Genomic DNA, 14878 nt, shown 5'->3' with positions numbered 1-14878 from the left:
GAAATTCAGGGCTTTTTATTTGCTTTGATCAGGTACATCGCTTTATCCCAAACAGGGTCAAAATCACCCAGCAAATCATCCAAACTTTTGGATACGGTGTAGTCCGGTATCAATCCTCTATTTTGTGTTTCTTGCTGCTTAGAATCAGGGTATTGGATATGGTAGCGGGGCATTCCGATCTTAATGCCACTTGCAGGAAGTGTAACTACCTGGGTGGACCCAGCCACGAATCCCTCATACCTAGTTCCAGTCTCCTCGCCAATTACTGTTGCCTTGCCATATTCTTTGAGATATCTGGCCAAAGATGCACCGGCAGAATAAGTCTCTCCATCTACTAGCAGAAAAATTGCGCCACCGAAAGCAATCTTGTCTTTCTTTGGGAAAGCATATTTTCTCACTTTTCCCTCCCAAGAAGTGGTGGTTTTCAGCAGCTCATCACCTTCTGATTGTAGTATAAAAGGGATCATTTCATCAGCAAATTCATTCCTGCCTCCTGTATTTCCCCTCAGGTCCACCAAGAGTGTTGAGATCTGGGTTTCATGTATTTCTTGGAAGATATCCTCATAAAAATCAGGTGCTTTAAGCTCATATTTTTCTATGAACCTAAAGTCAAAAGTCTTCAACTTTAAAGTCGCAAGCTCATTAGTTATTTTCAGTTCGTAAAAGTCCTGGATGGACTCCTCCTGGTTGCTATTAGCTCTATCTGGATATCTTTTCCGGTAGTTTTCCAATCTCACCGTACGAACCAATGCGGCAGTTTGGACGGTACGCACTGCGCTGTCATTTGATTTTTTGATCTCTAGTTCCAAATTCGGATTCTGACTGATGTAAAGTGTGTACATCCAGGCAAAGTTGGATTCTATTTTCTCTCGCTGGTAAGTGACTATATCTCCGTCTGAAGGGTAGCATTCGTAAAGTTCATTTAAAACCTCCTCGCTGGGCTTGCCATTTATCTGTACTATTTCGTCTCCAGGAGTAAATGAGCCGTCATTAGTCAAGTCTAGCCTGATAAAAAGCCGTTTGTCTATCACCCAAACCTCAAATGGTAAATAAGGCAATCGATCCTCTACAATAGGCAGATGCACCTCATCTTCCCAGTTCCCGAGCAAAAAATGGCCTTCATTGCTCAGTGCGGCTATTTTCGAGATGGTTTTGAAGTGGTCGAATGCATTAACTTCTTCGAGAGTAGCGGAGATTAGGGGATTTGATTTTGCTGCAAAATCCGGATTGTAAATTTCCAGAGCAGGATTGTAGGTTTGGATCTGTTTGATCAGAAACTCATAATCCTCAGTAGCTTCCTTTGCTGTATAGCTTGATTGGGACTTAGCAACGACTCCTGTGGAGACCGTAAGTATGATGGCTGAAATGAATTGAAACGCTCGCTTCATTGCTTTTGTACGTTAGGTTAATCCTGTTTTTCCTTTCCGTTGGTTATTTTCTTGTTGGCTTCTTCTTTTTCTTCACCGTTTGCCTGCATGGTTTCGGTATTATTCTGCACTGTCAAAACAGCTTTTATGGAAATAGGAAAGTGATCCGAGCCAATTCCCTTTTCTACTTTTAGACCAGCCAGTCCAAAGTGTTTACTGAGAAAGATATGGTCCAGTGGCCATCTGAAAAGAGGTACCTTGGCATGAAAAGTATTGAAAAGCCCTCGTCCACGTCTCGGATCGGCCATTTCAGAAATTTTTAGAAATAGTTCTGTGGTATAACTCCAAGCAACGTCATTGAGATCCCCTATGACCAGAGTCGGTCGTTTATTTTCCTTGGACTTTTTGCCAACCATCAGTATTTCGGCATCTCGCTCTGTGCTCTCCGTATTTTCGCCCGGTACAGGAGGGGTGGGGTGGATCGCATAAACGGTAATTATTTCCCCATTTCGAAGCTTTATATCGAGTTCCAGTGATGGGATTTCCTCATCGATGAGGTGATGAATTTCCTGTTTGATGATTTCTAGTTTGGAATAAAAAAGCAATCCATAGGTATTGTCCAGTGGTATTTTGATGCAATAAGCATAGTCTTTTTCTATACTGGATACTCCATTTTCCCAGGCTTTGTCTGTTTCCACCAGAAAAACCAGATCAGGTTTTGTTGATGTGACCAGATCCACTGCTTTCTGATAGTTCGTGTTGTATTGGTACACATTGCCCACAAGAATATGGATTCCACTCCCCTCATCGAAGGGGACAGTATCGATCATTTTCTTTCCCAAGATAGTGAATGGCAGTACCTTACTGAATAAATAGACGATGCAAACCCCAAGTAGTCCCAGCCAAATGTAAGCTTCTACATCGTTATCCATATCTAGCGTTGAGAGCCAAATGATCCAGAGAATCAAGATGATGACAAGTTTCTGTAGTCTGGGATAATCAAAAATTCTGACCCACCAGTCATCCAGTTTCACTAAGGGGAAAAATGTGGCGAAGATAAAAAACGTGCTAAAAATTTTTAAGAGTAGCTCTCCCATTTATTTTCTGATTTCTTGTGTTAACTTAAAGATGTGCAAATAAGCTGATTATTGGCAAGACTTTGGGCTTCTATTAATACTTAATGGAATTTCATATGCCCTAATCGGGTTATACGCATGAATCCTTTTTTTTCACTTAATCCTCTTTTTATCATGAGCCAAGACCCATACCAGATTAAATCTACACTGAATACTTCGTCAGGCGATCATACGTATTGGAGTTTAGAAAAACTCGAAGCTGCTGGTCATCCAGTAAAACATCTGCCTTTTTCTATCCGGATCTTATTAGAAAATGCCTTAAGAAATTTCGATGACTTTGCGATTACCAAGGAGCACTTGGAAACATTGATGAATTGGTCTCCCCAGCCATCTGATAAGGATATTCCTTACAAGCCGGCGAGGGTGTTGATGCAGGATTTTACAGGAGTGCCGGCGGTAGTGGATATTGCTTCACTCAGATCTGAGGCCCATAGAAAAGGCAAGGATGCAAGTACCATTAATCCTCTGATTCCAGTGGATCTGGTCATAGATCACTCGGTGCAGGTGGATTATTTTGGTACCAATTATAGCTATCAGAAAAATGTGGAGAAGGAATACGAGCGGAATTCTGAACGCTATAAATTCCTAAAATGGGCGCAAAAGACTTTTAATAACTTTTCGGTGGTGCCTCCAGGGATGGGGATATGTCACCAGGTAAATCTAGAGTATTTAGCCCAAGGCGTGATCAAACGTGATGGCTTAGTGTTTCCGGACACCCTAGTCGGTACGGATTCGCATACTCCTATGGTGAATGGAATAGGTGTAGTAGGATGGGGAGTAGGAGGAATAGAAGCGGAGGCGGCTATTCTTGGGCAGCCTATATACTTTATTATGCCAGAAGTAGTGGGCTTGAAGCTTACCGGTAAGCTGCCTGCAGGAACTACAGCTACTGATATGGTTTTGACCATTACCGAATTGCTGAGAAAGCATGGCGTAGTGGGCAAATTTGTTGAAGTCTATGGTCCTGGATTGGATCACCTTTCTGTACCGGATCGGGCTACGATTTCGAACATGTCTCCGGAGTTTGGTTGTACAGTAACCTACTTCCCAATTGATGATCGTACACTGGATTATATGGGCAAAACCAATAGATCCGAAGATCAGATTAAGCTCGTGGAGGATTATTGCAAAGCTAATATGCTATGGAGGAAGGACGAAGACCTCATTAAGTATAGCTCTGTGGTAGAACTGGATTTGGGTACGGTGGAATCTACTGTTTCCGGACCAAAACGTCCTCAGGATAAGATTCTAGTGAAGGATTTCAAGCCAAAATTCGGTGAGTTATTGGAGTCAGTTCATGGACGACAGTACATTCCAATTGATAAAAGAGAAGAAGTTGCGCGCTTTGTAGAAGAAGGAGGAGGGCAGACGGATGATCAGTCAGATGCTAAAGCACCTGCGGAAACAGAGATCAAAACGCGTATCAAGAATGGACTGAAGTCTGTTTCTGTCAAGCTTCATAATGACAAGTTTGAGCTGTATGATGGCTCTATCGTCATCGCTGCGATCACTTCCTGTACCAATACTTCCAATCCATCAGTAATGCTGGGTGCGGGTTTGGTGGCGAGGAAAGCCCGGGAATTGGGATTGGATGTGAAGCCTTGGGTCAAAACCTCTTTGGCTCCAGGCTCAAAAGTGGTGACAGATTACTTAGAAAAATCAGAGCTTTTGGAAGATTTAGAAGCGCTGAAATTCCATACCGTAGGCTATGGCTGTACTTCATGTATTGGGAATTCAGGACCACTTCCACGACATATAGCTCAAGCTGTTGAAGACAATGACCTAGTCGTAGCATCTGTGCTTTCAGGAAATAGAAACTTTGAAGCCCGTGTGCATCCTCAGGTGAAAATGAATTACCTCATGTCGCCGATGTTGGTAGTGGTTTATGCCATTGCGGGTCGTGTGGATGTGGATTTATATAATGAGCCAATTGGGTATGACCCAAATTTGGAACCAGTGTATATGAAAGATATCTGGCCGACAAATGAGGAAATAGCGGAGGTAGCAAGAAAAGTCCTCACACCGGATGATTACCAAAAGAGCTACGGAGAAATTTTCGAAGGAAATGATATCTGGAAAGAACTTCAGTCGGGCGAAGGAGAAATCTATCCTTGGGACGATAACAGTACTTATATCAAGGAAGCTCCTTTCTTCAAAGGGATTTCTGTTGATGTTCCAGAACCTAAAAACATCAGCAACGCCAGAGTTCTTTTGAAATTGGGTGATTCTATTACTACAGATCATATATCTCCAGCAGGTTCATTCAGGCAAGACAGTCCTGCAGGAAAATACCTGAACGGACGAGGAGTGGAACGACCGGATTTCAATTCTTATGGTTCCCGAAGAGGAAATGATGAGGTGATGGTTCGGGGTACTTTCGCCAATGTGCGAATCAAAAACCAGCTCAGCACACAGGAGGGAGGTTTTACTACCTTTATTCCTAGCAACGAAGAAATGTCTGTATTCGATGCTTCAGAGAAATATCAAGCTGCTAATGTTCCTTTGGTAGTATTGGCTGGGAAAGAGTATGGTTCAGGATCTTCCCGTGACTGGGCAGCGAAAGGGACTAACTTGCTGGGAATTAAAGCTGTGATTGCAGAAAGCTACGAGCGTATTCACCGAAGTAATTTGGTGGGAATGGGCGTACTTCCACTTCAGTTTATGCCTGGAGAAAATGCCGAAAGTCTAGGGCTAACTGGTAAAGAGGAATTCAGTATTCTGGGGATTGAATCAGGATTAACCCCTTCTCAGAAATTTGAGGTTATTGTAACATCTGATGCTCAGGAAAAGAAAATACAGGTGCAATCCCGTTTGGATTCAGAAGTAGAGATTGCTTATTACAAGCATGGAGGGATATTGAATTACGTGCTGAGGGACTTCTTGAAGGATTGAGTTTGATAGATGTCCGATGACCGATGTTGTTTCAGCAAGTGTTGAACTTGGCATTTTAATATTAAAAGCAAAACCCGTCACAAATGGCGGGTTTTGGTGTTTTTGCCAGTTTCATTTTGCTTTTTAAGTTTTTTTCAAAAAAATACTCATCCAAATTCAAGAACCAATTGCATATTTACCAGCCTTTCCTTTCCTACAAAAACCTTTCATCCCAGCGGATAAACCTTATTTTTGTGGCTCATTCCTATTAATATAAGAACTAATGAACGCAATTAATCCTACGACCACTCAAGCCTGGGCAAGATTACAGCAACTTGCCGAAGATCATAAAGACATGACCATTCTTTCTCAATTCGATGAGCGGGAGCGCTTTGATAGATTGAGTATTACCATGGAAGATATTCTGGTTGATTTTTCTAAAAACAGAGTAAATCAAGATATCCTTGACGCACTTTTTGATCTGGCACGTGAGTGCAAGCTGCATGTAGCAATAGAGGATATGTTTACTGGTAAGCCGATCAATGTCACGGAAGGAAGAGCTGTTTTGCATACTGCATTAAGAAATCCAGCTGATGAGGCTGTTTACCTTGACGGTCATAACATCATGGAGGATATCTCTGCAGTCTTGAAAAAGATGAAGATTTTCGCAGACAAAATCCAAAATAAACAATGGTTGGGCTACACGGGTAAGCCAATCAAATCACTGGTGAATATTGGTATCGGTGGATCTGACCTTGGTCCGGTGATGGTGACTGAGGCATTAAAGCCTTATCAAAATCCGGACATCGAGTGCTTCTTTGTTTCCAATGTGGACGGAACACATATGGCGGAAACCCTCAAAAAAGTAGATCCTGAAACCACGCTTTTCTTTATTGCCTCCAAGACTTTTACTACTCAAGAAACCATGACCAATGCGCATACCGCGAGGAATTGGTTCTTGGAGCATGCTAAGGATGAAGCGGCAGTAGCCAAGCATTTTGTGGCTCTTTCCACCAATGCAAAGTCCGTGGAAGCATTCGGAATTGATACTGCGAACATGTTTGAATTCTGGGATTGGGTTGGAGGAAGATATTCCCTTTGGTCAGCGATCGGTTTACCGATTGCCTGCACGATTGGGTTTGATAACTTCGAGCAACTGCTTGCAGGTGCGCATGCGATGGACAAGCATTTCCGTCATGCTCAGTTTGATCGAAATATCCCGGTTGTCCTGGCTATGATTGGCATCTGGAATACCAACTTCTTGGGAGCGAGCTCCGAGGCCATCCTTCCTTACGATCAGTACATGCATCGATTTGCAGCGTATTTCCAGCAAGGAAATATGGAAAGCAATGGCAAATACGTAAGCCGCTCAGGAAAAAAAGTGAATTACACTACTGGCCCTATCATCTGGGGAGAGCCTGGAACCAATGGTCAGCATGCTTTTTATCAATTGATTCACCAAGGCACACATTTGATTCCTTGTGATTTTATCGCTCCGGCGATTTCCCATAATCCTATTGGTGATCATCACCAAAAGCTGCTTTCCAACTTCTTTGCGCAGACAGAAGCTTTGATGAAAGGAAAGTCTCTGGAAGATGTGAAAACTGAGATGAAAGCTGCCGGGAAATCGGATGAGCAAATATCTGAGATTGCTCCGCACAGAGTTTTCGAAGGCAACCGTCCTACGAATTCAATCCTGGTAAAGGAAATCACTCCTTACACACTCGGAGCGTTGATCGCGATGTACGAGCATAAAATCTTCGTTCAAGGTGTGATTTGGGATATTTTCAGCTTCGATCAGTGGGGAGTGGAGCTAGGCAAAGTGCTGGCATCTGGCATTCTTCCTGAGCTAAAAGGCGACGAAGAAATCTCAGCACACGATGGCTCTACCAATGGTCTGATAAATACCTATAAAAAAATGAGGAAATAAATAGGCTAACTACCGTGGTCTGTGTCCTCACAGACCACGGTAGTTAGCTTACAAAAATCATAATCCCGATTCTGAAAGGAGTCGGGATTTTCTTTTTCTCAAGCTTTGTAACAAGACTCCCTAATAGGAGTTAGACTTAAAAAGGTTCCGTATGAAATCGAGAAGGACTAAAAAGTCGCACACTGGAAAATTTATAATCTCTGCGAGATTCCATATGGCCTTTAAAAGACTAATTATAAACAGATGAAAAAGTCAACCATCATTCTTCTTCTCATTTCATTCTTTAGCATTAATTTTTCATGTCAGGCTCAGACTACCACTGGCGAATCATACACGTTTAAAGAACCCAGCAGGGATGGAACTGGTAAAGTTTATCTGGGAAGGGAAATCTCACATGTCATGGGTTTTGCAGGAAAGGCCTGGCTGGAGCGATCTGAGCGAGCAAGGGAAGAAGGTGTTTCAGCAGCTTTGGAAAACCTGCCTATCAATTCAACAAGCGTTGTAGCAGATATTGGGGCAGGTTCTGGATATTATACCTTTAAAATCGCCCCTTTAGTCCCTGAAGGTAAAGTCTATGCTGTGGATATTCAGGAAGAGGCAGTAGAATATATCCGGGATCGAAGCAAAGAGCTTGGGGTAGTAAACGTAATCCCCCTACAAGGGACTGAGAAATCCCCAAATCTTCCTGAAGGAGAATTGGATCTGGTGATTATGGTGGACGTGTATCATGAGCTGTCCTACCCACAGGAGATGCTTTCGGCGATTTATAAATCCCTGAAACCCGATGGGAAAATCTTGTTACTCGAATATAAGGGTGAGGATCCTAGCATCCCGATCAAGCCCCTTCATAAAATGACCGAAAAACAGACGGTAAAAGAGTTGAAAGCCAATGGGTTTGAATTAGTGAAAAATGGCGATTTTTTGCCTATACAACATTATCTGGTTTTTAAGAAATAAGGCTGACCCAAAGGAAGAGTAGTTAATTTTCCTGCCTATATAGGATTGAAAAGCTAAAATCTGGCATGTCCTTCGTATTTGAGATTCTAGGCGAAACCGAAAGGGCTATTTCTTTCAACACATATCTGGATTCTTGAATAAATTTTAATCGGCACATTTCTAACATCCTATTCTTATATCTTAGCATTTCAAAAAATTAAAAGGTAATCATCCTTTCCAATATGAAGCCCAAGTATAAATGAAACAACTATTCTCCAATCTCCTATTTAAAGTATTTATCGCTATTGTTTTAGGAATTGTTTTCGGTCTATTTTTACCAGAGTCTGTTAATAGAATTTTCGCAACCTTTAATGCCTTTTTTGGGCAATTCCTGAATTTTGCGATTCCTCTAATCATTTTGGGGTTGATCATGCCAGCAATTTCTGATCTTGGGAAAGGAGCTGGAAAGTTATTGTTGATCACCGCTGCGATCGCCTATGGATCTACGTTGTTTTCGGGTTTTATGAGTTATTTCACCTCTTCTACTATTTTCCCGTCTCTTCTAGCCTCACATGTCAGTGAAGCCGCAGAAGTCGCGGAAGGTGGTAACGATCTAGTGCCCTATTTCAGTATTACGATTCCAGCTGTGATTGACGTGATGTCCGCTTTGGTCTTGGCTTTTGTGATTGGTTTGGGGCTTTCTTATCAGGAGAATTCTACTTTGAAAAAAGTGGTGAAGGACTTTGAAACTATCATCATGCAGGTGATCGAGAATGTGATCATTCCTTTTTTACCAATTTTCATTTTGGGCATTTTTGCCAATATGGCTTATAGTGGACAGGTCTATTCTATACTCTCTGTTTTCTTAAACATCATCGGCGTAATCTTCGCGATGCATATTTTCTTGCTGATCCTGCAATATGTGATCACCGGGGCGATTGTCAAAAAGAATCCGATTCGACTGTTGGCTACTATGATGCCTGCGTATTTCACAGCTTTGGGAACCCAATCCTCTGCTGCCACCATCCCAGTGACCTTAGAGCAAGCAGAGAAAAATGGGGTTTCGCCTAAAATCGCAGGCTTCGTGATTCCGCTTTGCGCCACCATTCACCTTTCTGGTAGTATCATGAAAATCACAGCTTGTGCGATGGCATTGATGATTTTGGAAGGTGTACCCTTTGATTTTGGGATGTTTGCTGGCTTTATTTTTATGTTGGGTGTTGCGATGGTTGCAGCTCCGGGAGTGCCAGGAGGGGCCATTATGGCCGCCATTGGAGTGCTACAGTCGATGCTTGGTTTCAGTGAGGAAATGATCGGTTTGATGATCGCACTTTACATTGCGATGGACAGTTTTGGTACAGCTTGTAATGTGACAGGGGATGGAGCCATTGCGTTGGTGGTAGATAAAATCACTGAAGACAAGAGGGTGATAAGATGAAACAACGATTGCCGAATATCGCCACAGTTTTAGTTCCTGCTAGTTATTGCTAGAATTGGGCATTAATTTTTATGAATCAGTCCTTTGTCATTCAGTAAATCAGGCTTTATTCTTTATATCCCGGCCCTCTGACCACCTGTCCCGGTAATGCGCCAGTATGCTCCCCATCTTTGAGCACCGGAGTTCCATTTACAAATACATGAACCATCCCTGTGGCATATTGCATAGGTTCTTCAAAAGTCGCATGATCTTGAATTTTATTCGGGTCAAAAATCGCCAAATCAGCAAAATACCCTTCTTTTAAAGCACCGCGCTTTTTGATTTTTAGATTTGTGGCCGGTAAAGTAGTCAATTTGTAAATAGCCTCTTCCAAAGAAATGACCTTCTCCTCACGAACATATTTGCCCAGAATCCGCGCAAAATTCCCAAATGCTCTAGGATGATAACTAGACTTGAGAAATACTCCTTCAATAGAGTAGGAGCCAGCATCAGAGCCAAAACTCATATAAGGCAATGCAATCTGTTTTTTTACATTTTCCTCAGACATCAAAAAGTAAATCGTTCCAACCCGGCTTCCATCCTGAATCACTAAATCCATTGCTGTTTCTTCAGGGGAAAGATTTCTCAATTCTGCTACCTCCGCTAAGGTATTTCCAGTGAGGTATTTCAAACTGTCATTTTTAAACCCAACCAATATCATTTTCTCAGGGCCTTCCACAGCTTGCATCAGACTTTCCCACTCATCTGTAGGAGTTTTCATTTCCTCCAAAACCTTTTTGCGAATAGCCGGATCTTGCAGGCGCTCGGCCCATTTGTCGTATCCACCTTCCTGCACCCAAGGCGGCATGGCGGCGTCTAAGCCTGTGGCTCCGGCAACATAATTATACATGTCTGTGGTGATGTGCAATCCAGCCGATCTGGCTGAATCTATCTTGGATACTACTGCATCATATTTTCCCCAATTGGCTTTGCCACTTTCTTTCAGATGGTAAATTTCCGCTCTGATTTTGGCTTCATCAGCAATCCGAATCAACTCGTCCATGCTTTCCAAAAGCCTTCCTCCTTCACTTCTCATATGAGAAATGTACATGCCATCGTAGGCTGCGGCCACTTTGCAGAGCTCTATAAGTTCTTCTGTACTTGCGTAAAAGGCAGGTGCATATATCAAGGATGATCCCACTCCCAATGCACCTTCTTCCATGGCCTGTTTTACCAAGGATTTCATGGATTCGATTTCTTCGACTGTTGGGGCTCGATCTTCATACCCGAGCTCATGGATTCTCACTGTGGTAGCACCTACGAAAGAGGCAACATTGGTGGAAACACCTTTCTCCACCAAGAAATCCAGGTATTCACTCAAACTTGTCCAGGAAACTGGAAACTTGATATCTCCTTGGGATTTTTCCTCATCTACTTTCATCTCCTCACTGAGTGGCCCCATGGACCAGCCCTCACCAAATACTTCCAAAGTCACACCTTGCCGAATATCACTTTGAGATCTTCCGTCTTCGATCAGAGATTCAGTTGCCCAGCTGAGCATATTGATGAATCCCGGAGCTACCACCAAACCAGTGGCATCAATTTCTGATTTTGCTTTGGCACCGGACAAATCTCCGATTGCCGCGACTGTGTCTGCGCGGATTCCTATATCTCCAATAAATGAGTCGCTGCCAGAGCCATCTACGATCTGACCATTTTTGATTAGTACATCGTATTTTTCTGGTGATGAGCAGGCGATAAAAAATAAGAGAGCGGCAAATAAGCTACAGGTAATTTTCATGGGTGTTGGTTGTGGTGGGAAAAGTGAAGATAAGATAGTAAATCCAAAAAGCTTTTTTCAGATTCAGCATAATATTCAAGCGGTGGTACTTTCTTGATTTTATCTGATTATTTTAGAATAAAATACCTTACTATGATTAACTATGCTTACAACCCAAGAAATCAAATTTCTAGACATCTATGGCTATCTTAATTTGGGTCAGCTTCTGACTGCCGATGAAGTCGAGTTAATCAATGATAGAATAGCTGATTTGATGCACGTGGAGGGAGAAAATGCCGGTGCTGAATTAGCAGCGTCAAAATACATTCGGCATCCTAAGGAAGAGGGAGCGGATCGATTAGCCGATTTGGTGAATAAGGGGGATATTTTCGATATTTTTTATACCCATCCTCGAGTGCTTGCAGGTATTGAAGCGGTATTGGGACAGGAATACAAGTTGTCTTCGCTCAATTACCGGGCTGCGAAGCCTGGATTGGGGCTTCAGAAACTTCATGTAGATTGGAAAAATACGGTAGTCAATGGAGCGTACAAAGTCTGTAATAGCATTTGGCTATTGGACGACTTTACCGAACATAATGGTTCCACCCGCATCGTTCCAAAATCTCATAAATTGAGCTCCTTGCCCGATGAAGTCATGTCGGATCCTCTAGATAAACATTCAGAGGAAATTAGAATAATTGCCCCGGCAGGTTCGGTATTTATCTTTAATTCACACGTGTGGCATGGAGGTACCACGAATGAAACTGAAAAGGTGCGAAGGAGTATCCACAGCTATTTCTGTAGCAGGGAGCAACCTCAGCAGATTGATCAGAAAAAGTATATCACTGAGGAAACTCTACTCAGGATAGATGAAAAGGCAAGGTGGACACTGGATGTGTAACACCCTCACCTAAGAATTTTTTGTAAACTCCGTCTTAGGTAATTAAATAGTAGTTTAGCTTAAAGAGAAAATTGAAAAACGTCTATCCTTTCGACCCTTCCATCAAACATCACCTGATAATCGCTCTTGGCCTGGCAGTCTGGATATTTATTTTTTTGTATTTCACTGAGCCACTTGATGTTGGGCAGCTTGATGATCTCGATCAACTGAAATTTCTGCCAATTTACGGGCTCTTTGGAGCGGCTGGATATTTACTCTGCCTTCCTATTCAATCTTGGCTGGCTAGAAAGGAAAGAAAATGGCTTCTTCGCTCAGAGGTTATCTTCATGTTCACGTTGATTTTGATCGGCTTTGCAGCTGCATGGTTGGTTTATTTTTATATAGTGATGGATGCAAACCCTTACGCTTACACCCTTGACTATTTTGCGAAAGCCATCTATCTGCCTGCTGTTTTGACGGTATTTCCTATCCTAGCAATCGGCCGTTGGTCTTTTGGTAAATACAAAGAGAAGCAACTTGAAAAAGATAAAATCGAAATTCGTGGAGTTGGGAATTTTGAAGGGCTGCGATTGCAATGGAAGGATTTGATTTACATACAATCTTCGGATAATTACGTGGAGGTATTTTTCAAAGAAGGGGAAAAAATAAAAACGCAATTGATCCGAAATAAGCTTTCCACCATAGAGGAGCAACTCCCAGAACTGATCCGAACGCATCGTTCTTTTTTGATAAATCCAGTCCATTTCACTCAATGGAAAACAGGCAATAGAAAATTATTTGTCCGCCTGAGTGAAGGGATAGAAGTTCCCGTATCCAAGACTTACCTAGAGGGATTGAAAGCGGCGGTAAATTTCACCACAGAATAGCGCAGTTTCACCACAATGCTTATTTATTGCCTCCAGAGGTCGATTTGAGTTTGTAGGTTTGAATCAGTCAAACACAAAAATCAATCTCTATGAAAAAGGTATTCATCTTAATTCTGCTTCTAAGTTCTAACTTAAAACTTGCTGCACAAGTCAACTGCGATTGCGCATCCGAACTGAATTTTGTTTATGAGCAAGTCCAGACAACTGCCTCATTCAAGGATCAGATTAAAGGCGAGAATAGAGCCAGATTTGAGGAGAGGTACCAAGACCTAAGAGCTCAGATGACTAATAAGCAGAGTAAGTTGGATTGCTTTTGGAAACTGAATCAACTCATGGCCATGGTCCAGGATAAACATGCCACGCTCACCGAGAATCCCTCAGATCTTACCGAGGAAAGTCTTCAGGATTCTAGTTTTATAGCTGGGTATAGAGAAAGTGAGGGATTCAAAAATTTTCCTAAGACCGACAGAAGTGTGGCTGAATTGACTAAAAGTCTGGAAGGGAAAAGCCTGGATGAGGTAGAAGGCATTTATACTATAGGCAGCAAGCTAAAGATGGGAGTGTATCGCGTCTCCTCCGATAGTTTGGTGGGGGTAATTCTAATATCCCAAGTGGAGACTTGGGAGCCCGGGCAAATCTTCGCTTACCTCAAGCATTCCAACATCGAGTCGCATTACGACATCATTCACTATGGAACGAGTCAGAAAAATCTCAAGTTTTCGAAAGCCCAATTCTTCGACCATGGGATGCTTTTCCCTTCTGTGTTGAAGGAGGATCTTGAAAACAATTACGCTTGGATAGATAAGGATGAGGAGGAATCATATCAGCTTTCAAACTTGACCGATGATATTCAATACATATGGCTCAACAGTTTCAACCGAGTGACCAAGTCTGAGCAACGGGATGAGCTTATCGCACAGATCCAGACCGATCTTACCGCAAAAAATCTGATTGTTGATCTTAGGAATAATGGAGGCGGAGCGGATAAAATCTCCCTTCCCATACTTAAGGAACTGAAGAAAAAGAAAGCTAACATCTATGTGATTACCAATTTCTTCACCGGATCCAATGCCGAAATGACCACTGTACGCCTGAAGGATGAGTTTGATGCCATCCAACTGGGACAGAGAACCTACGGTGCAATTAGCTATGGATCAAATTATGGTAGAAGCTATAATTCCCCTTCTGGTCTGTTTAATTTTTATCCCACGGATATGCGACAGCGTGAATTTATCGACTATGAAGAGGTGGGGGTTCAGCCCGATGTGAAGCTGAACCAGGAATCAGATTGGGTGGAGCAGACGATCGCTTACATTAATCTTCAAGGTGAAGAAAGTAAGAAAAGATAAATGCCATTAGTTAAGGATTGAAGTGTTTGACGACGAATTAATCCTAGTAAAGGCCGTCCTTAGTGGGGCGGTCTTTTTGTTGGGTGGAGAATGGTAGAACCTTCGGGAGATTACTTGTATTTTAATGTAGGCAATCCGGATTAAAGTGAGATTCTGGATGCATAGTCATCAATGTGCTTCCGGTAAAACAAGTATTCACTAGATTGCCTCACTTAGGGGTGAGATAACCGCAATTTATTGATCAAAATTTTTTAGAAATCAAGGTTCAGATAGCTTGAAGGGGCTCTAGTATGCCCAATCCCTATTTTTCACCTTTTGGTCTTGG

The 14878-nt window shown here is 42.4% G+C and carries 10 protein-coding genes; 7 read left to right on the top strand and 3 right to left on the bottom strand.

The window, feature by feature from the left end; genetic code table 11:
- Positions 1-5: 5 nt before the first annotated feature.
- Together BM386_RS12400 and BM386_RS12395 are read right to left on the bottom strand one after the other, a co-directional pair.
- A complete protein-coding gene (locus BM386_RS12400) occupies positions 6-1388 on the bottom strand; it encodes a S41 family peptidase (RefSeq protein ID WP_091694625.1) in 1383 nt (460 codons plus the stop codon).
- A gap of 17 nt (positions 1389-1405) precedes the next feature.
- Positions 1406-2464, bottom strand: coding sequence for an endonuclease/exonuclease/phosphatase family protein (locus BM386_RS12395; RefSeq protein ID WP_091694623.1), 1059 nt, complete (start codon positions 2462-2464; stop codon positions 1406-1408).
- 153 nt (positions 2465-2617) lie between these two features.
- Between BM386_RS12395 and acnA the strand changes: the two genes are divergently transcribed.
- The 4 genes from acnA (at position 2618) to BM386_RS12375 (ending at position 9678) form a co-directional block, all read left to right on the top strand.
- Positions 2618-5395, top strand: a complete 2778-nt coding sequence (acnA, locus tag BM386_RS12390) for an aconitate hydratase AcnA (RefSeq protein WP_091695472.1) — start codon at positions 2618-2620, stop codon at positions 5393-5395.
- Positions 5396-5657: 262 nt separating this feature from the next.
- Positions 5658-7304: a glucose-6-phosphate isomerase gene (gene pgi / locus BM386_RS12385; RefSeq protein ID WP_091694620.1), complete on the top strand. Its 1647-nt coding sequence runs from the start codon at positions 5658-5660 to the stop codon at positions 7302-7304.
- Between the two features lie 243 nt (positions 7305-7547).
- Entirely contained in the window at positions 7548-8261 is a 714-nt protein-coding gene (locus BM386_RS12380; RefSeq protein WP_091694617.1) for a class I SAM-dependent methyltransferase, read from the top strand.
- A 238-nt stretch (positions 8262-8499) separates the two neighbouring features.
- Complete coding sequence (locus BM386_RS12375; RefSeq protein WP_091694615.1) at positions 8500-9678, top strand: dicarboxylate/amino acid:cation symporter; 1179 nt, start codon at positions 8500-8502, stop codon at positions 9676-9678.
- 106 nt (positions 9679-9784) lie between these two features.
- Here the strand turns inward: BM386_RS12375 and BM386_RS12370 are convergent, their stop codons facing one another.
- Complete coding sequence (locus BM386_RS12370) at positions 9785-11458, bottom strand: N-acyl-D-amino-acid deacylase family protein (RefSeq protein ID WP_091694612.1); 1674 nt, start codon at positions 11456-11458, stop codon at positions 9785-9787.
- Positions 11459-11600: 142 nt separating this feature from the next.
- Between BM386_RS12370 and BM386_RS12365 the strand changes: the two genes are divergently transcribed.
- The 3 genes from BM386_RS12365 (at position 11601) to BM386_RS12355 (ending at position 14553) form a co-directional block, all read left to right on the top strand.
- Positions 11601-12338, top strand: coding sequence for a phytanoyl-CoA dioxygenase family protein (locus BM386_RS12365; protein WP_091694610.1), 738 nt, complete (start codon positions 11601-11603; stop codon positions 12336-12338).
- A gap of 71 nt (positions 12339-12409) precedes the next feature.
- A complete protein-coding gene (locus BM386_RS12360; RefSeq protein ID WP_091694607.1) occupies positions 12410-13204 on the top strand; it encodes a LytTR family DNA-binding domain-containing protein in 795 nt (264 codons plus the stop codon).
- 89 nt (positions 13205-13293) lie between these two features.
- Positions 13294-14553 carry a S41 family peptidase gene (locus tag BM386_RS12355; protein WP_091694605.1) on the top strand — a complete coding sequence of 420 codons (1260 nt, stop codon included), beginning with the start codon at positions 13294-13296 and terminating at the stop codon, positions 14551-14553.
- Positions 14554-14878: the final 325 nt, after the last annotated feature.

This window comes from Algoriphagus locisalis, from assembly GCF_900116615.1.
GTDB classification, from domain to species: domain Bacteria; phylum Bacteroidota; class Bacteroidia; order Cytophagales; family Cyclobacteriaceae; genus Algoriphagus; species Algoriphagus locisalis.
Note: the sequence above shows the minus strand (reverse complement) of the source record. Positions and strands in the feature narration are given on the sequence as shown.